Annotated in this window: 17 protein-coding genes; 5 read left to right on the top strand and 12 right to left on the bottom strand. The window is 70.0% G+C overall.

Going from position 1 to position 18,220, the window contains the following annotated elements:
- The first annotated feature begins 51 nt into the window (after window positions 1–51).
- Window positions 52–2,433 carry a Tex family protein gene (locus tag BLV96_RS40985; protein WP_086677555.1) on the top strand — a complete coding sequence of 794 codons (2,382 nt, stop codon included), beginning with the start codon at window positions 52–54 and terminating at the stop codon, window positions 2,431–2,433.
- A gap of 68 nt (window positions 2,434–2,501) precedes the next feature.
- On the opposite strand, the gene BLV96_RS40980 is transcribed toward BLV96_RS40985, so the two are convergent.
- Entirely contained in the window at window positions 2,502–2,774 is a 273-nt protein-coding gene (locus tag BLV96_RS40980; protein ID WP_143051103.1) for a hypothetical protein, read from the bottom strand.
- A 1,056-nt stretch (window positions 2,775–3,830) separates the two neighbouring features.
- Window positions 3,831–4,790, bottom strand: coding sequence for a hypothetical protein (locus BLV96_RS40975; RefSeq protein WP_143051102.1), 960 nt, complete (start codon window positions 4,788–4,790; stop codon window positions 3,831–3,833).
- A 588-nt stretch (window positions 4,791–5,378) separates the two neighbouring features.
- On the opposite strand from BLV96_RS40975, the gene BLV96_RS40970 reads away from it, so the two are divergent.
- The 3 genes from BLV96_RS40970 to BLV96_RS40960 all read left to right on the top strand — a co-directional run bounded on the left by BLV96_RS40970 (window position 5,379) and on the right by BLV96_RS40960 (window position 7,544).
- Window positions 5,379–5,618, top strand: coding sequence for a DUF397 domain-containing protein (locus BLV96_RS40970; RefSeq protein WP_086677550.1), 240 nt, complete (start codon window positions 5,379–5,381; stop codon window positions 5,616–5,618).
- Between the two features lie 137 nt (window positions 5,619–5,755).
- Window positions 5,756–6,598, top strand: coding sequence for a helix-turn-helix domain-containing protein (locus BLV96_RS40965; RefSeq protein ID WP_143051101.1), 843 nt, complete (start codon window positions 5,756–5,758; stop codon window positions 6,596–6,598).
- A 67-nt stretch (window positions 6,599–6,665) separates the two neighbouring features.
- Window positions 6,666–7,544, top strand: a complete 879-nt coding sequence (locus BLV96_RS40960; protein ID WP_086677546.1) for an SAM-dependent methyltransferase — start codon at window positions 6,666–6,668, stop codon at window positions 7,542–7,544.
- Window positions 7,545–7,547: 3 nt separating this feature from the next.
- On the opposite strand, the gene BLV96_RS40955 is transcribed toward BLV96_RS40960, so the two are convergent.
- From BLV96_RS40955 to BLV96_RS40935, 5 genes are read right to left on the bottom strand one after another with little or no spacing between them, the layout of a single operon-like run.
- Entirely contained in the window at window positions 7,548–7,961 is a 414-nt protein-coding gene (locus tag BLV96_RS40955; protein ID WP_086677542.1) for a hypothetical protein, read from the bottom strand.
- 4 nt (window positions 7,962–7,965) lie between these two features.
- A complete protein-coding gene (locus BLV96_RS40950) occupies window positions 7,966–8,577 on the bottom strand; it encodes a VOC family protein (protein ID WP_158104155.1) in 612 nt (203 codons plus the stop codon).
- Window positions 8,578–8,606: 29 nt separating this feature from the next.
- Window positions 8,607–9,377 carry a 2-keto-4-pentenoate hydratase gene (locus BLV96_RS40945; protein ID WP_086677538.1) on the bottom strand — a complete coding sequence of 257 codons (771 nt, stop codon included), beginning with the start codon at window positions 9,375–9,377 and terminating at the stop codon, window positions 8,607–8,609.
- Entirely contained in the window at window positions 9,374–9,820 is a 447-nt protein-coding gene (locus BLV96_RS40940) for a nitroreductase family deazaflavin-dependent oxidoreductase (RefSeq protein WP_208608466.1), read from the bottom strand. Before BLV96_RS40940 ends, BLV96_RS40945 begins: the two co-directional genes overlap by 4 nt.
- Window positions 9,820–11,526 carry an acyl-CoA dehydrogenase family protein gene (locus tag BLV96_RS40935; protein ID WP_086677535.1) on the bottom strand — a complete coding sequence of 569 codons (1,707 nt, stop codon included), beginning with the start codon at window positions 11,524–11,526 and terminating at the stop codon, window positions 9,820–9,822. The genes BLV96_RS40940 and BLV96_RS40935 overlap by 1 nt, the downstream gene beginning before the upstream one ends.
- A gap of 233 nt (window positions 11,527–11,759) precedes the next feature.
- Here BLV96_RS40935 and BLV96_RS40930 point away from each other — a divergent pair, with 233 nt between their 5' ends.
- Window positions 11,760–13,334: a DEAD/DEAH box helicase gene (locus tag BLV96_RS40930; RefSeq protein ID WP_086677533.1), complete on the top strand. Its 1,575-nt coding sequence runs from the start codon at window positions 11,760–11,762 to the stop codon at window positions 13,332–13,334.
- 93 nt (window positions 13,335–13,427) lie between these two features.
- On the opposite strand, the gene BLV96_RS40925 is transcribed toward BLV96_RS40930, so the two are convergent.
- The 5 genes from BLV96_RS40925 to BLV96_RS40905 all read right to left on the bottom strand — a co-directional run bounded on the left by BLV96_RS40925 (window position 13,428) and on the right by BLV96_RS40905 (window position 18,112).
- A complete protein-coding gene (locus BLV96_RS40925; RefSeq protein WP_086677531.1) occupies window positions 13,428–14,369 on the bottom strand; it encodes an acyl-ACP desaturase in 942 nt (313 codons plus the stop codon).
- 98 nt (window positions 14,370–14,467) lie between these two features.
- Complete coding sequence (locus BLV96_RS40920) at window positions 14,468–15,283, bottom strand: SMP-30/gluconolactonase/LRE family protein (protein WP_244180881.1); 816 nt, start codon at window positions 15,281–15,283, stop codon at window positions 14,468–14,470.
- Window positions 15,284–15,361: 78 nt separating this feature from the next.
- A complete protein-coding gene (locus BLV96_RS40915; protein ID WP_086677527.1) occupies window positions 15,362–16,255 on the bottom strand; it encodes an ABC transporter permease in 894 nt (297 codons plus the stop codon).
- Window positions 16,242–17,033: an ABC transporter ATP-binding protein gene (locus tag BLV96_RS40910; RefSeq protein WP_086677525.1), complete on the bottom strand. Its 792-nt coding sequence runs from the start codon at window positions 17,031–17,033 to the stop codon at window positions 16,242–16,244. Before BLV96_RS40910 ends, BLV96_RS40915 begins: the two co-directional genes overlap by 14 nt.
- 20 nt (window positions 17,034–17,053) lie before the next feature.
- On the bottom strand, window positions 17,054–18,112 hold the full coding sequence (locus BLV96_RS40905; protein ID WP_086677523.1) for an ABC transporter substrate-binding protein: 1,059 nt from the start codon (window positions 18,110–18,112) through the stop codon (window positions 17,054–17,056).
- Window positions 18,113–18,220: the final 108 nt, after the last annotated feature.

Raw genomic sequence — 18,220 nt, 5'->3', positions numbered from 1 at the left:
GAAACGGCAGAATGAGACGATCGGAACCAGGCGAAGCAGGAGCGTGTTGCAGTGAGCGTGTCGGTCGAGCAGAAGATCGCCGAAGAACTGGGCGTGCGCGAAGGGCAGGTCAAGGCCGCCGTCGACCTGCTCGACGGCGGGTCGACCGTGCCGTTCATCGCGCGCTACCGCAAGGAAGTCACCGGCATGCTCGACGACGCGCAGCTGCGCACGCTCGAGGAGCGGCTGCGCTACCTGCGGGAACTCGACGAGCGCCGGCTCGCCGTCCTCGAGTCGATCCGGAGCCAGGGCAAGCTCGACGACGCCCTCGAGGCGTCGATCCTCGCCGCGGACACCAAGTCGCGACTGGAGGACATCTACCTCCCCTACAAGCCGAAGCGCCGCACGAAGGCCATGATCGCGCGCGAAGCGGGTCTCGAGCCGCTGGCCGACGGCCTCCTGAACGACCCGACCACGGACCCGCAGGCGGCGGCCGCGGTGTTCGTCGACGCGGACAAGGGCGTCGCGGACGCGCAGGCGGCCCTCGACGGCGCCCGCGCGATCCTCGTCGAGCGCTTCGCCGAGGACGCCGACCTGATCGGCGACCTGCGGGAGAAGATGTGGGGCCAGGGGCACCTGGTCGCCAAGGTCCGCTCGGGCAAGGAGGACGAGGGCGCCAAGTTCTCCGACTACTTCGACTTCTCCGAGCCGTACACCAAGCTCCCCTCCCACCGGATCCTCGCGATGCTGCGCGGCGAGAAGGAGGAGGTCCTCGACCTCACGATGTCGCCCGACGAGCCCACCGACGAGCCGCAGGTCGGGCCGACCGAGTACGAGGCGCGCATCGCCGCGAAGTTCGGCATCACCCAGCAGGGGCGCCCGGGCGACAAGTGGCTCGGCGACACCGTGCGCTGGGCGTGGCGCACCAAGATCCTCCTGCACCTGGGCATCGACCTGCGGATGCGGCTGCGCCAGGCGGCCGAGGACGACGCCGTGCGCGTGTTCGCGTCCAACCTGCGCGACCTGCTGCTCGCCGCGCCGGCCGGCACCCGCGCGACGATGGGCCTCGACCCGGGCTTCCGCACCGGGGTCAAGGTGGCCGTCGTGGACGCGACCGGCAAGGTCGTCGACACCCACGTCATCTACCCGCACCAGCCGGCGAACAAGTGGGACCAGTCGATCGCCGAGCTCGCGGCGCTGTGCGCGCGGCACAAGGTGGACCTGATCTCGATCGGCAACGGGACGGCGTCGCGCGAGACGGACAAGCTCGCGCAGGAGCTGATCAAGAAGCACCCGGCGTTGAACCTGACGAAGGCCGTCGTATCGGAAGCGGGTGCGTCGGTGTACTCGGCGTCGGCGTTCGCTTCGGCCGAGCTGCCCGGCATGGACGTCTCGCTGCGCGGCGCGGTCTCGATCGCGCGGCGGCTGCAGGACCCGCTGGCGGAGCTGGTGAAGATCGACCCGAAGTCGATCGGCGTCGGGCAGTACCAGCACGACCTGTCCGAGGTGTCGCTGTCGCGCTCGCTGGACGCGGTGGTCGAGGACTGCGTGAACGCGGTCGGCGTGGACGTGAATACGGCTTCGGCGCCGCTGCTGACCCGCGTCTCGGGCATCACGACGGGGCTGGCGGAGAACATCGTGTCCCACCGCGACACGAACGGGCCGTTCCGGTCCCGGACGGCGCTGAAGGAGGTCGCGCGGCTGGGCCCGAAGGCGTTCGAGCAGTGCGCGGGCTTCTTGCGCATCCCGGACGGCGACGACCCGCTGGACTCGTCGTCGGTGCACCCGGAGGCGTACCCGGTGGTCCGGCGGATCCTGTCGTCGACGGGCTCGGACCTGCGGTCACTGATCGGCAACACGCGCACGCTGTCGTCGCTTCGGCCCGGTGACTTCGTGGACGAGACGTTCGGTCTCCCGACGGTGACGGACATCCTGGCCGAGCTGGACAAGCCGGGCCGCGACCCGCGTCCCGCCTTCAAGACGGCGACGTTCGCCGAGGGCGTCGACAAGATCGGCGACCTGAAGCCGGGGATGCGGCTCGAGGGTGTCGTGACGAACGTGGCCGCGTTCGGGGCGTTCATCGACGTCGGGGTGCACCAGGACGGGCTGGCGCACGTTTCGGCACTGTCGAAGAACTTCGTGAAGGATCCGCGGGAGGTCGTGAAGCCCGGGGACATCGTGAAGGTCAAGGTTCTCGACGTCGATGTGCCGCGGAAGCGGATTTCGCTGACGCTGCGGTTGGACGACGAGCCGGGCGCCTCCTCGTCGCGTGGCGGCGGTGGTGGCGGCGGCGGTCGTGATCGCGGTCAGCAGGGTGGCGGCGGTGGCGGTCAGCGTCGCGGCGGTTCCGGTGGCGGCGGTCAGCGTGGCGGCGGTGGCCGGGACCGCGGGGGCAACTCCGCTGCCAGTGGGTCGATGGCGGATGCCTTGCGGCGGGCCGGGTTCGGCAAGTAGGACGTTTCCGTGAAGGCCTCCTTACCGGGTTTTGCCCGGCGAGGAGGCCTTCACGGCTTTTCGGACCGCTACGCCGAACGCCGGCTGTGCTGGGGGACGTGCGCCAGGCAGCGGACGCAGGGCATCCCCGCGATGTGGTCGAGCAACTCCGTTTGTTCCCGGGCCAATGGATCACCGCAGAGGGTTCTCAGCACGAGCGGGGTCGGCTGGTCCGAGCGCAGGGCAACGAAATGAACCTGCCGGTCGCGCTCCCCCGCCCGGCGCCCATCGGCACGAGGAACGCCGAGCCGGATCCGGGCGGCGACGACGCGGCGGTTCGAGGTGCGGCGTTCGTCAGTCATGAACTGTTCCATTCATCGAGGTGGGCTACCCCAAGTGGGAGTGCGACGGTTCCCAGGTGGCGACGAAGATGCGATACTTGGCGGCGCGGGACCGGCCTGGTGCCGACCGGTTGCTCCGGCCCCGCGCCGCGGTTCTTCGGGAGAGGGACCGGGTCAGCCGATCAGGTGTGGAGCCTGGTCAGCGAGGGTGGTCAGCAGGATCAGCAGGGGCATCGTGAAAACGACGATGACCACGCAACCGGCCCTGCTGGCCTCCCTTTTCCGGTGTTTTCCGGACACACGATCTCCTAATTTTGTTGCGGCGGCGTAGGCCGCACTGCGGCTCCTCCCAACGGCAGGAGCCTCGACGCGGGGTGCGCCGAGGTCTTCGGGATGTGGCTGCACAGAAGGCTTTCGGGCTCAGCGGCCACACGAGACCCGAGGCTGCACTCGGCTGCTCTTCCTGGATTTTCGCGCAAGGCACACCTCCGGCGTTCGTTATTTGCGGCGAAGCTCAGCGTCGCTTTCGAGGTTAGTCAGGGGGCGGTTGACCATGGAAGCGATTTCGACCAACGGTTGGACGTGCGCGCCAACCGGTCAACGCGTCGACCAGTGGAACGTATGTCCCTGTTCAGTTTCCACGGGAACAGAATTGCCAAGTAATCGGACAGTATTCGCCAACCAACCCGGAAGCTGAACTTCAACTGAATCACAACTGAAAGGACACTGTTCTTCTGGCGTCGCGAAAACTGAACGGCAACTAATCGGGAACCGAGCGGCACTGAACGGGCACTGAACGCGTCATCGCACGCTCATCAGTGGCCCATCAGTTGCCCGGCAGGCCAGGGGCCTACTCGGCCGACTTGCCACAGCCGGGGGTCGATGCAACCGGACGAGAAGAGCCCCGGGGCGGTGCTGTGTCAGATTGGCGGACAAAGTCGAGAGGCGGGGCCGCGCCGCCGGGGCGAGCAGCGCAGCGCTTGAGAGAGGTGGCCGCTCCGCCGGGTCAGCAGCGCAGCGCCCGGGAGAGCCTCGTCGTAGCGGGGTGCCGGCGCGCAGAACTGCCGCGCGGACCAGTCAGCCGTGTAGTGGCCGGGGACTCGGCGGGTCCGGCGTGATGATCGAACGCAACTGCTCGGTGATCAGTTGTCGAATAGTGTCTGTGGACACTCCCGGGCACTTCTCGCGCAGCAACTGCTCGAGCAGGCTCCGCTGCCGCTGGTTCTCCGACCGCAGCTTCCAGTTCGCGACCTGGTGCGACTTGAGCGACTCCCGCAACGCCTCGACCTGCTGGTCGAGCAACCGAGTCGTCTCGGCCATCGCCAGCATCACCTGCCGCAGGGCGCCCGGGTCATCAATCGGGTGCGCTGCCGTGGCGACCGACAGCGGCCGCTCTCCCCTGGCCTTCGCACCCGGCACGCGCGGGGCCGGGACCGAGGGTCCGGGGCCGGCCCGCAACGGTGCCTCAACCGGCTCCTCCGGCTCGACCCCTTCCCCGACGATCATCTCGACCGTGACACACGGCTCGTCGATCCAGGCGGGTGGCGAAAACGGGCCGTCGTAGCCGCGGGCCGGGCGGTCCCACCCGACGCTCCGCGCGAACAGTGCCGCGGCCTGGCCCAGCACCGCACTCCGGCGCGCACGCGGGACCGCGGCGTTGACGATGTCGACGATCCGCTCCCACGGCGGCGGGCTCGTCGCCCCCTGGCCGATCGACTTGGCGAGCAGGTGCAGCAGCGAGTCCGTCGTCTTGCCCGCGCACCAGTGGCCCTCCCGGCTCCCGTAGGCGTCGATGAGCCGCCGGCGCGTCAGCGCGAGGCTTCCCCGGTCGTCGGCCAGGGTGACCAGCAAGAAGAGCACCAGTTTGCGCTCGTCCGGGTTCAGCGGAGACGGCTTCCCGGGCTTGTCGAACGCCGCCGTCGAGGGCAGCCGGCCCAAGGCCGTCCGCCCGCGGGTGCGCGGTCCTCTTCGCCGGGCGGCGCTCACCCCGTCGGCCGGGGCGTCGGACGCGCCGACGCCGGGCGTCGTAGAGCGCATAGCGGTTCACCTTTGCTCTGGTGGTCGGTCCACCCGGATCTGTCCGGAAGAACGAAGGCGCGGGCGGCGCCTCCACGGGAATCCCAACCTAGTTGTCCCAACACGACGGTGCGCACAGTTGCGCGGAAGCGGCCGGCCACCTTTCCCGACCGTCGAAATCACCCCAATGCCGCAAGGTGTCACACTTTGGCGACACTTGACGGCAAGCCTCGGCGACGTGTTTCACCGTGCGTACCACCGCCGGACGGCCGCACTCAACCCAACGGCCTAATCGAAGTTGCTCCTCGGGCGTCGCATGGAAGCGGAGGCGACGTATTCAAAATCGGTGCTGGAATACGTGGAGGCCCTCAGCGAACTCCGCCGACGGCGCTCGAAGCAGCATTGGTCGTCCGTCAACAAGAACGGAATCGCGATATCCCAAGCAAAGCGGCGACGGCCACCGCAGCCCCGGAGCCCCACCGATCGGGTGAATGTTTCACCCGGGTGGCGCCCTCTCGTCCGCCACCCTTGCCATCGGAATATTCAAGATCTAAGCCTGAATAAGCCAGATATTCCAACTTGCGACAAACGCTTGACACAGGGGGAGCCATGGACTGCACGAAATACGACCCGATGGAAGCCGAAAAGTCGTTCGCCCCGGACCGCTGGCAGCGGACCCCGCTGTGCGGCCCCGACAAGGGCGACTGCGTGGAGATCAACGTCGACCGGCCGGGCCTGGTCGCGATCAGGGACTCGAAGCTCGCGGACAGCCCCGTCCTCGTGTTCTCGACGGCCGAATGGGAGACGTTCGCCCGCGCCCTGGCGGGCGGCACCTTCCACCGGGGATGACCGGTGCGCCCGGGAACCGCCACCGGGCCGACTGAGCGTACGTGTGCGGCTGCCGCGCCTACTATCATCGGGGCACCAAGCCTCCCGATTGGACGACCCACGTGGCGCGGCCGCCCTCCACACCAGACGACAGCCAGTTGCGACGGCAGCTCGGGCTGATGGTGCGCGACCTCCGCGACCGGGCCGGCCTGACCCAGGGAAACCTCGCCAAGCTGGTCAACTACCACCAGACCGTGATCAGCCGCTTGGAGAAGGGGTACAAGCTCAGCCCGGGCGTCCTCGAAAAGGTCCTGACGGCCCTCGGGGCGACGACCGAGGAGAGGTCCGAACTCCGGCGGTTGAACAGCGCCAACGAGCTCGGCCGGCAGAAGCGTGACCACGACCTGCTCGAAACCGGCGCGTCGTGGTTCCGCCGGATCCTGGAAAGCGAACCGTCCGCGAGCCGGATCCTGAGCTGGACCGGCGAGCGCCTCAAGGGTCTCCTGCAGGCCGAAAGCTACATGATCGCGCAATTTCGCGAACACGACGTCGACGACATCGCCGACGCGGTGAGCAGCCGGGCGGCACGCACGGTCCGGGCCTTCACGGAGAACCCCGGTTGCCGCTATGAGTTCCTCATCAGTGAAAGCGCGGTGGAACGAGTCGTCCGGTGCGCGACCGTGAACGAGTACGTCGCGGTCGACCAGTTGAAACACCTCATCGACCTCATCGACCGGAACGCGAACATCGACATCCGGGTCGTTCCCTTCTCGAACCGGCTGCACGTCAACCCCGACTTCACGATCATGGAGTTCGCCGATCCGCGACCCACTCTCGGTTACAGCGATCTGCTGCGCACTTTGGTGACAACGGACCCGGGCGGGCTCGATCTCGGCCACCTCTACAAAAGCTGGGACGAGTTGTCCGAGTCCGCCCTCGATACCGAACAGACACGCGCCGTTTTCGAAAAAGCCCTCGACCGGCACCCGTCGTCACCCTGATGCCGCCTGCGACGGAGCACACCGCCCAATACGCTGATCCGACAGTTGCCGCAACGGGGAGCAGTCAGTGGAAAAAACCGGAGAAGAGCCGTTTCCGCCGGACGGGGTGGATCTCAGCCACCCCAGTGTCGCCCGCATGTACGACTACTTCCTCGGGGGCGACGCCAACTGGGAAATAGATCGCCAAGTCGCCGGCAAACTGCTCGACGAGTTCCCGATCATGCGGATGATCGCCCGGTCGAACCGGCTGTTCCTGCACCGGCTCGTCCGGCACCTGACGAAGCAGGGGATCCGGCAGTTCGTCGACCTCGGGTCCGGCGTCCCGACGATGGGCCACGCCCACGAAGTCGCCGACCAGGTCGCCCCCGGCGAAGTCCGGGTCGCCTACGTCGACCACGACGCCGTCGCCGTCGCCCACTCGCGAAGCCTCCTGCGCCAGTACGGCGACGAAGACCGGCACACCGTCATCCACGCCGACCTCCGCGACCCGACGGCCCTGTGGGAACAGATCGCGGCGACCGGCGTGATCGACCTGGAGCAGCCGGTCGGCCTCCTGATGATCGCCGTCCTCCACATCCGGCAACTGCCGGCGCCGGACAGCCCCGCGGCCGACGACCTCGGGCCGCAGGTCGTCCGCACCTACCGCGAGCTGCTCGCCCGCGGCTCCTACCTCGGCATCTCCCACGTCACCGGCGAAGGCGTCCCGGACGGGACCGCCGAAATGCTGGGCCGGATCAAGGCGATGTACGACACCGCCGGCAGCCCCGTCCTCTGGCGGCCGAAGCGGGAGATCCAGGACTTATTCGGCGACTTCCGGATGATCGAGCCGGGCCTGGTGTGGACGCCGCAATGGCACCCCGAAGAAGCGATGATCACGGACGAGACGACGCAGCTCGAGGAGGCCAACCAGTCCATCGCCTTGGCCGGCGCGGCCGTGAAGGAGTGAACTTCAACGCAGGAACGCCAGCCCCGCCGCGAACAGGAACGCCGGCACCACCGCCGCCGACGCGCTGATCAGCCACGTCCCGCCGCGCCACCCGCGGGGTGACGAGTCCAGCACCAGCCGTCGCACGAGGGCCGCGCCGACCACCGCGGCCAGCAGGAACCCGATGCCGACGGAGAAGATCGCCGCCGCGCCGACGAAGAACAGGCCCGACGTCGACGCCGCGGCCCGCGGGGCGGCGACTTCCCACCGCACCAGCCCCGCGGCCGCCGCGAGCAGCGCCAGCAGCAGCACGAACGCCACCAGGAAGCCGATCCGCGCGGTCGTCCGGTGCTGGGTGTGCGCGAACCACCAGAAACCCCCGTCGAGCAGCAGGACGACCGCGGCGAGCACGAGGAACCCGGCACGGAACGTCAGCACCCGATCACCCTAGCGAGACCTGGCTCATGAGCGCGGTGGCGTGGCCGTCAGGGTCGGTGAAGAAGGCCATCCACTCCTCCACCCCGGACTCGTGCCGGAAGATCAGGTGCGGCGCGCCCAGGAACTCGACACCGCGGGCCCGCAACGCGTCATAAGCCCCTTCGATGTCCGGGACGCGGAAGTAGAGCACCGATTCGGCGCCCTTCGGCTCGCCGGCGGTCAGGAACAACCGGACGCCGTCGCAGTCGAAGAACGCCAAGTCGCCGAACGTGTACAGGTGCGGGAGGCCGAGGACGTCGCCGTAGAACTCCTTCGCGCGCTCGAGGTCGGAGACGGTCCGCGAAACCTGCCCGATCGGTCCCAGCATCGGTTCCTCCTCGCCGGCCCGGCCGAGCGCGCTGTCCGCCGGGGCGCCGCGCCACGCGCGCAGCTCGGCCCGCCCGGCCAGGCCGAGCTTGCGGACCGCGTTGCCGACGTGAAACTTGACCGCGTCCCGGCTGGTGCCGCGCCGCCGGGCGATCTCACCATTGCTCAGGCCGTGGCGGACCGCGTCGACCACCCGCCACTCGGCGGGGGTCAGCCGGTCGGGGTGCCGTGGCCTGCCGCGCTCGCCCACGCGCCGACGATAGCTCCGCGACCGCCGGATTACCCTCCCCCGGCGAACCGCACCTCCACGCTGCCCAGCTCGCCGAAGTCGGCGACGACGTGGCCGCCCGCGTGGATCGGGCACGGCGGGGTCGCCGTCCCGGTCGTCACGACGTCGCCCGGGCGCAGGGACCGGCCGTGGCGGCTCAGTTCCATCGCCAGCCAGTGCAGCGCCAGCCTCGGGTCGCCCAGCACCAGGCTGCCGCTGCCGCGCGAGAACTCTTCGCCGTCGGCGTGCAGGACGACCTGCCGGCGCGGCAGGTCGAGGTCGCGCCAGCCCGGCACCGGCCGGCCCTCGACGAACCGGCCCGCGCACGCGACGTCGGCCAGCAGCTGCGGCCCGCCCGCGTGCTGGTGGTCGGTGTAGCGGCTGTCCGGCATTTCGAGCGCCAGGAACATCGTGTCGACGGCGTCGAGCACCGCGGTCAGCGACGGCGACAACCCCGGGTCGGCCTTGAGCCGGAAAGCGAACTCGGGTTCGGCGACGCCCATGGTCATCGTGTCGGCCGGCACGAGCGAGCCCTCGGCGTGCCGGAAGCGCTCGAACATCACCCCGGGCAGCGGGCCCGGGACGTCGAGGTACTGTCGCGCGTACGCGGTGGTCGCGGCGATCTTCCAGCCGGACACCGGCCCGGCCAGCTCGGCGAGCGCGGCCTGCGCGGCCATGCCCTCGGCCGCGTCGCGCGGACGGGCATCCCCGGGCAGTCCGTCGAGGCGCTTGCCGGTCTGCCACGCGTCCCAGATCAGCTCCGCCGCCCGCTCTCGGTTCACGTCCGTGATCTTGCCAACCGGAAGACCGGGTGTCGATCGGCTTCCGCCACGAAAGCATCGACGGAGGCGGTGAGCTTCGCGTCGAAGAACGGCGCTGTGACGGGGATCTTGCGGACGTACGCGCGCAGCACCGGACCGGCCGTCGCGGCGTCGGCCTCCTCGACCGTCCACGTCTCGCGACGGCGGCCGCGCCACAGCCGGGCGGTCGGGTCGGCGCGCAGGTTGTGCACCCAGCCGACCTGCCCGTACGGCGAGACGAGCCACCGGTCGCCGCCGGCCTCGAGGACGTTGACCGGTGTGGTCCGGTCGGCGCCGCTGCGGCGCCCGCGCGTGGTCAGCAGGAACCCGGTGCCCCCGGTGACCGGCAGCCCGCGCGCCAGCAACGCCTTCACGACGACGTTCGCGGCCTTCCGCGTCACGCCGAGCCGGTAGTCCCTGGCCATCACGGCTGCATGGCGTAGACCCCGGAAAGCGCCCGCACGCGCGCCCAGACGTTCTCGAAGCGCTCGGCGTCCACCACCGGCTTGCGCAGCGCGGCCAGCGCGATCGCCTGCTGCGCGTCGGTGGAGCTCGCCTTGCCGTTGAGGTCCACCGCCGCCGCGCTGAAGTCCTGGACCAGCACCGCGAAGATCTGGTCGACGACCTCGTCGTCCAGGCCGGTGATCCGCGCCTGCTCCAGCACCAGCTGGCCGTACACGATCAGCGTGAACAGCTCGGTCAGCGCGAGCCCGAAGTCGAGGTCCTTCTGCTGCGCCTCGTCCGGCGCCGCCTCGGTGAGCAGCTTGACCAGGTAGCCCGCCTGCTCGGTGAACAGCGCGACGTTCGGGATGTGCGCGGCTTCGGCGTAGGCCGTCTTCCAGTCGTGGAACCGGATCTTCGACAGCCCGCGCGCGGGGCCCTGGCGGAAGAGGAACTCGTCGTCCGCGGCGTCGGTGCGCGTGCCGACCGGGGCGTACTCCTGCGGCGCGAACAGGTACGCGGGCATGAACTTCGCGATCAGCGCGAGGTTCACCGCCACCGTGCCTTCGAGCTTCGGCAGGCCGTCGATGTCGTTCTTCGACATCGCCAGGTAGGTGTCGGCTTCGAAGCCCTTCGCCGCGACGACGTCGGCGACCAGGCCGATCACCTTCTGCGCCTCGGTCGTCACCTTCATCTTGGTGATCGGGTTGAACAGCAGGTAGCGGCGGTCGTCCGGGTTCGCGCTGCGGAAGTAGTCGACGGCCCGGTCGGAGAACAGCTTCATCGCCGTCAGCCGCGCGTAGGCCTCGACGAACTCGCGGCGCACGTGCGGGAAGTCGGTGACCGGGTTGCCGTAGAGGACGCGGTTGTGCGCGTGGGTGATGGCTTCGTACAGCGAGTGCGTCGCCATGCCGATGCCGCCGAAGCAGAGGTTGAACTTGCCGATGTTGACGGTGTTCAGCGCGGCGCTGAAGGCTTCCGCGCCGACGTGCAGGATGTCGCCGGCTTGCACCGGGTAGTCCTCGAGCCGGAACTCGGCGACGTACATCTGCGACGGCACCACGTTCTTCACGACGTGGTAGTTCGGGTGCTCGGAGTCGGCGTAGAAGAAGACGTACTGGTCCGGGCCCTCGACGCCGTCGATGCGGCCGAAGACGGACACAGTGCGCGCACAGTTGCCGTTGCCGATGTAGTACTTCGAGCCGGTGGCGCGGTAGCCGTCGCCGTCCTTCGTGAGCACCAGGTCGGACGAGTAGATGTCGGCGCCGTGGTCCTTTTCGGACAGTCCGAACGCGCCGACGCCGCCGGCGTCGAGGGCGGCCGCCGCGCGCTCCCGTGCTTCCGCGTTGGCGCTCTGCCACACCGGGCCGAGGCCGAGGATCGTGACCTGCCAGGGGTACCAGTAATTCAGGCCGTAGAAGCCGAGGATTTCCGACAGCGCGGCGACGCGGCTGGTGTCCCAGCGCTTGTCCGGGTTGCCACCTGCGTTCGCGGACGGCGTCAGGAACGTCGAGAACAGGCCTTCCTTGCCCGCGAACTCCAGGAAGTCCGCGTAGAAGGTGCGGGCGTGGTAGTCCTCGGTCAGCTTCGCTTTGCCGCGCTGCTCGAACCAGTCGATGGTGGCGCGCAGCAGGCGCCGCGTCTCGGCGTCGAAGTGCGCCGGGTCGTACTCGCGCGGGTTCAGCAGCATGGTCGTCCTCCTCGATTACTGACCGGTAACTTAGCAAGACCCCTAGGTGCGGGCAATCTCACTGGGGGTATGTCACCTTCGTTCGGTACACTGATCATGCGGGCCGCTCAGTTCTGCCTCGGCCCGCTGCTGTTGTCGACTACCACGCGCCGCGGCCGTTGACCGGTCTGCGCCGGGCAGGACAACCCTTCTCAGGTTATGGAGACCAGGGCGTTTAGCGCGCCCACAAGCTTATGAGCACTTTTGCTGAACTCGGCCTGCCCGCCACCCTGGTGGACGCGCTGGCCGCCCAGGGCGTCACCGCGCCCTTCCCGATCCAGGCGGCGACCCTGCCGCACACCCTCGCCGGGCGTGACGTGCTCGGCCGCGGCCGGACCGGCTCCGGCAAGACCTACGGCTTCGTGCTGCCCGTGCTGGCCCGCCTCGCCGCGGGCCCGACGCGGCGCAGGCCCGGGCGCCCCCGCGCGCTGATCCTGGCGCCGACCCGCGAGCTCGCGACGCAGATCGAGGCGTCGATCCTGCCGCTGGCCAAGCCGCTGGGTCTCAAGACCACGACGATCTTCGGCGGCGTCAGCGCGAACCCGCAGATCACGAAGCTGCGTGACGGCGTCGACATCGTCGTCGCCTGCCCCGGCCGGCTCGCCGACCACATGCGCTCCGGGCACGTGAAGCTCGACGCCGTCGAGATCACCGTGCTGGACGAGGCCGACCACATGGCCGACCTGGGCTTCCTGCCCGAGGTGCGGCGGATCATGGACGCGACGCCCTCGCGCGGGCAGCGGCTGCTGTTCTCGGCGACGCTGGACAACGGCGTGGACGTGCTGGTCAAGCGCTTCATGAGCGACCCGGTCACGCACAGCGTCGACTCGGCGCAGTCGCCGGTGTCGACGATGGAGCACCACGTCCTGCACCTGGAGGAGACCCACCGGCTGCCGGTGCTGGTCGACCTGACGGCGGCGCCGGGCCGCACGCTCGTGTTCACGCGGACGAAGAGCCGCGCGAAGGCACTGACGCGCAAATTGGTGGCGTCGGGCGTGCCGGCGGTGGAACTGCACGGCAACCTGGGCCAGAACGCGCGCACGCGCAACCTCGAGGCGTTCTCTTCGGGGACGGCTCGCACTCTCGTGGCCACGGACATCGCGGCGCGGGGCATCCACGTCGACGACGTCCGGCTGGTCATCCACGCGGACCCGCCGGTGGAGCACAAGGCGTACCTGCACCGCTCGGGCCGCACGGCGCGCGCGGGGGCGTCGGGCACTGTGGTGACACTGATGACGGACGCGCAGGTCCGCGACGTGCGGGACCTGACGCGCAAGGCGGGCATCAAGCCGACGACGACCCAGCTCGGCCCGGGTCACCCGCTTCTCGCGGAGCTGGCTCCGGGCGAGCGCACGTTCTCGAAGGCGCCGGCGGTGGACAACCGGCCGAAGAAGGTGACGGCTTCGGGCGCGGCCCCGGGTGCGGGTCGTGGCCGCCGGGGTGGCGCGCCGAAGGAGAACCGCGGCGGCCAGCAGGCCCGGACGCGGCGCGAGGAGCAGCCGCGCTCCGGCCGTTCCGGCGGCGCTTCGGGTGGCCCGCGGCGGTCGGACGGTGCGGCCGCTTCGGGTGGCTCGCGACGCTCGGGTGCCCCGGCTTCGGGTGGATCTCGCCGGTCCGACGCTCCGGCTTCGGGTGGGTCCCGGCGGTCGGGTGGTGCCGCAGGCGGCGCTTCGCGGCGCTCGGGTGCCCCGGCGACGGGCAACCGCTCGGGCGGCGCGGCGGCGTTCTCGTCAGGCACCCGGGCGGGCTCCCGACGCACCGGCCGCTGAAACTCACTTCCGCCAGACAGCCGACCAAGGCCGTGAATGGCACATTCAGGGACGCCAAGTCCCTCAATGTGCCATTCACGGCCTTATTCGTGGTCAGACTGCCGGGAGCCCCCGCGCGGCAGCCCGTGCGGCTGCGGCGTCCCGGCGCTCCTCGAACCGCGCCGCCTGGGTGTTCAGCCCCTTGAGGAACGCCGCCAGCTCCTCGCGGGCCGTCTCGCCGACCTCGCCGAAGCCCGTCCGGTCGAACACCTTCCAGTACCGCAGCAGCGGCTGCACGACGTCGTCGTGGTGGATGCGCAGGTCGTAGATGCCGGCCTTGGCGATCAGCGCCGCCTTTCGGGCGAAGCTCGGGATCACCGCGCCCGGCATCGCGAAGTCCAGTACCTCGTCCGTGATCGCGCGCATCGTCGCGTCCGGGGCGATCTCGAACGCCGCCTTCACCAGGTTGCGGTAGAACACCATGTGCAGGTTCTCGTCCGTGGACACGCGGGTCAGCAGCTTCTCCGCCAGCGGGTCCTGCGTGTAGCGGCCGGTGTTGCGGTGCGAAAGCCTCGTCGCGAGCTCCTGGAACGAGACGTACGCGCAGACCCGCAGCAGCGGCTTGTCCTCGGTCTCGTAGCCGGCCTGCATGGTCGCCATCCGCATCCGCTCGAGCTCGACCGGGTCGACCGCCCGCGTCACGAGCAGGTAGTCGCGGATGCAGATGCCGTGCCGGCCCTCCTCGGCCGTCCAGCGGTGCACCCACGTGCCCCAGGCGCCGTCGCGGCCGAAGGCGCGCTCGATCTCGCGGTGGTAGCTCGGCAGGTTGTCCTCGGTCAGCAGGTTGACCTCGAGCGCCGTGCGCGCGATCGGTGTCACCCGCGACTGCTCCGGGTCCCACGCCTCGCCGCCGAGGTCGGCGAAGTTCCGGCCTTCGCTCCACGGCACGAACTCGTGCGGCATCCACTCCTGCGCGGCGGCGAGGTGGCGGTTGAGGTTCTCCTCGACCGTCCCCTCGAGCTCGTACATGAGCGCGGTGCTCTCGGAGACGGTCATGCGCACGTCCTTCCGGGGATCGGGGCTACGCGACCGTAAGTTACGGTGCCGTAGGTACCGTCAACGAACACCGGCGGGGCATCGTTCCGTGAGCGAGGTCACCGGGCCCGGCCGACCTCGACCGGGTGCGCCAGGACGCGTCCGGTCCGCTCTCCGCCGACGCCGTCGAGGCCGCGCCACTCCTGCGTGACCAGGTACAACGTGTCGTCGCTCAGGGCGCAGGCGAAGCAGCCGTGGTCGAATTCGAGCCGGTCGAGGACCTCTCCCCCGGCGCGGACGCGCGTGCACGACCGGTGGGGCACGTCCGACACCCAGACCGCACCCGAGGCGTCGAGCGCGATGCCGTCGGGGGCGCCGTCGCCGAGGTCGGCCCACACGCGGCGGTCCGCGAGGCCGCCGTCCGGGAGCACGGTGAACGCCGTGAGCCGGTGCGCGTAGGACTCGGCCACGATCAGCGTCGCGCCGTCCGGGGTCAGGGCCATGCCGTTGCCGAAGGCGATGCCGCCGGCCACGCGACGCGTTTCCCCGGACGGCGTGACGTGCAGGATCGAACCCGGCCGGTACTCCTCGCCGGCCATCAGGTCGAAGCCGCCGCCGTTGACGTAGCAGCCGCCGTCGGGCGCGACCACGATCTCGTTGAACCCACGTCCGCCCAGGTCGGCGTGCGTTTTCACACCGGACTCCGTGAGCCGCAGCAGCAAGCCGTCTTCGGAGGAGACGACGAGCGGCTCGCCGTCGAGGAAGTCGAAGCACATCGGCATCGTCGGGAAGTCCGCGCGGAAGACGACCTCGCGCTGTCCGGCCGGCGTGACGGCCACGATTTCGTGCGCGAGCCAGTCGGCGAACCACAGCCGGCCGCCGTGCCAGCGCGGGGACTCACCGAAGGCAATGCCCTCGAGCAGAACGGACGTCATCGCCAATCTCCCTTCGTCGGCTTTCGAAGGGACATCGGCGCCGCGAGCCCGGCTTCGACATCCGGCGGCGAAGAATTTCTACAGCGACGAAGTCAGCCCGCGCGCCCGGAGCACCGCCCGCTCCAGCGGACGGAACACCAGCAGCTCGATCCCGATCCCCACCAGCAGGATCAGGAAGATCGCCGCGATCACCGTCTCGATGCTGTTCAGCGAGGACCCCTGGTTCAGGTACGCCCCGAGCCCCACCCCCAGCTGCGGCGACAACGCGATCAGCTCCGCGGCCATCAGCGAGCGCCACGAGAACGCCCAGCCCTGCTTCAACCCCGCCAAGAACCCCGGCAGTGCCGCCGGGAGGAGGATGTGGCGCGCCGAGGACAGGCGGTTCGCGCCCATCACCTGGCCCACCCTCGGCAGGATCGGCGGGATCTGGTCGATGCCGGACACCAGGCCGTTCGCGATCGACGGCACCGAGCCGAGCAGCACGACGAAGTAGATCGCGCCGTCGTTGATGCCGAACCACAGGATCGCCGCCGGCACCCACGCCACCGACGGCAGGCTCTGCAGCCCGGTCAGCAGCGGCCCGATCGCCGCCCGGACCACGCGGACCTTCGCCACGACCAGGCCGAGCGGGGTGCCGATCAGCACTCCGGCGACGAAGCCGAGCGCGGCGCGGTGGACCGACGTCCAGACGAAGCCGAACACCTGGCCGTCGACGACCCGGCTCCAGAACTCGTCCCACACCGCGAGGGGCGCGGGCAGCTGGGCTTCCGACCAGAACGCGGCGGCCCACAGCACCTGCCAGACGACGATCAGCAGGACGAGCGCGCCCACCGGGGGCAGGAACCCCCAGGCGAAGCGCTTCCAGAAGCTCGGACGGCGCTCGCCGACCGGGGCGTCGAGCGAGTCCAGTCCGGCGCCGACCGCGTCCAGGTCGTCTGCTGCGTCCACTTCGGACTGGTCAAGCTGCGGCATGGGTGCTGATCACCTCTCGCAGGTGCCCGGTGATCTCCTCGGTGAGCTCCTCGGCGTCGGCCAGCGGCACGTCCGTCCACTCGCGCACGACCTTGCCCGGGCGAGACGACAGCAGCACGACGCGCTGCCCGAGCCGGACGGCCTCACGCACGTCGTGGGTCACGAACAGCACCGACGTGCCGGTGCTGCGGTAGACGCGCAGCAGTTCGCCCTGCAGGACGTCGCGCGTGATGGCGTCGAGCGCGGCGAACGGCTCGTCCATCAGCAGCAGCGCCTGCTCCGGATCGCCACCGACGCGCAGGGTCGCGGCCAGCGCGCGGGCCAGCGCGACGCGCTGGCGCATCCCGCCGGACAGCTCGTGCGGTCGCTTGCCGCCCGCGTCGGTCAGCCGGACCAGTTCCAGCAGCTCGGCGGCCTTTTCGCGGCGCTCGGCGCGCCCGAAACCGGCCAGCCTCAGCGGCAGTTCCACGTTGCGGGCCGCGGTCAGCCACGGCATCAGCGCGGCTTCCTGGAACATGACCGCGGGCCGCGACGTGTTCAGCGTGATCTCCCCCGCCGACGGCGCGTCGAGCCCCGCGACCAGGTTCAGCAGCGTGCTCTTGCCGCAGCCGGACGCGCCGAGGAGGCAGACGAACTCGCCGGGCGCGACCGTGAGGTCGACGCCGTCGAGCGCGACGACCGCCCGGCCGGCCGGGCCGAACGTCTTGCGGACGCCGTCGAGCCGGACCGCGGTCGCGCCGGTGAAGCTGCTCCGGCCGGTCGGGAGGGTCGTGGTCATCGCTGGCTGCCTCTCGGAGTTCACTTGGTCAGTTCGGGGGCCTCGACGGCCGGCAGGTTCTTGGCCTTGAGCACCTCGTTGAGCGGGCCGAAGTCGGCGAAGCCCTTCAGCGCGACGGCCGACTTCACCACTCCGGCGGTCACCGAGTCCTGCGCGAGCTGCGGAAACTCCTTGGCGACGGGGTCCGTGGTCAGCTCGATGCCGGAGAACGCGCGGTCGAGGACCGCCTGGCTGAGCGTACTGCCGGCGAGCTCCTTCAGAGCGCCGTTGACCACGGTCTTCGCGTCCGCCGGGTTGGCCTTCGCCCAGTCGATCGCGGCCAGCTGGCCCTGCAGGACCGCCTTGACGGTGTCCGGGTGCTGCTGCAGGAACTCACTGCGCACTATTACGACAGTGGTCGGGAACCTGCCGTCCGGCCACAGTGTCTTCTCGTCGACCAGGACCTTCGCGCCGGCGTCGAGCACCAGCCGCGACGACCACGGCTCCGGCAGCCAGCCGCCGTCGAGCTCGCCCTTCTTGAAGGCGTCGAGCGTCTTGGAGTTGTCCAGGTTGGTGATCTTGACCTGGTCCGTCAGCTGCTTGCCGGCCAGGAACTTCTTGAGCGCGACGTCCTGGGTGTTGGCCAGCTGCGGGGTGGCGATGGTCTTGCCCTTGAGCTGGTCGAGGCTCGTGATGTCCGGCTTGACGACGAGCTGCGCGCCGCCCGAGACGGCGCCGGAGACCAGCTGGATGGCGCCCTTGGACTTGGTGAAGGCGTTGATCGCCGGGCCGGAGCCGATGAAGGCGATGTCGAGCGAGCCGCCGAGCAGCGCGTTGACCTCTTCGGGGCCCGCGTTGAAGGTCTGGGTGGTGAGCTTGGTCGAGCCGAGCTCTTGCTTGAAGAAGTCCTTCTTGACGCCGATCAGCGCGGGCGCGTGCGTGACGTTCGGGAAGAAGCCGAGCCGCACCTCGGCGGCGGTCCCCTGGTTCGCGGCGGGGGCGGTGGTGCTGTCGGCCCGCGAACAGCCCGCGAGGACGCCCACGACGGTCAGGGCGGCCAGCGCCGAGGCCAGGAAGCGGGTTCTGCGGTGGGTGCGCACGTCGGCGTCGCCTTTCGGGTCGGTGTCGGGGCGAGGTTCGCACGGTCACCCACTCAGGCGCATAGCCATCCGCATCCCGGGAAATCGGCTGAGATTCCTTGACATCGG

It is taken from the genome of Amycolatopsis pretoriensis, assembly GCF_900107925.1.
GTDB classification, from domain to species: Bacteria; Actinomycetota; Actinomycetes; order Mycobacteriales; family Pseudonocardiaceae; genus Amycolatopsis; species Amycolatopsis pretoriensis.
This window is presented reverse-complemented; position numbering and strand designations above follow the sequence as displayed.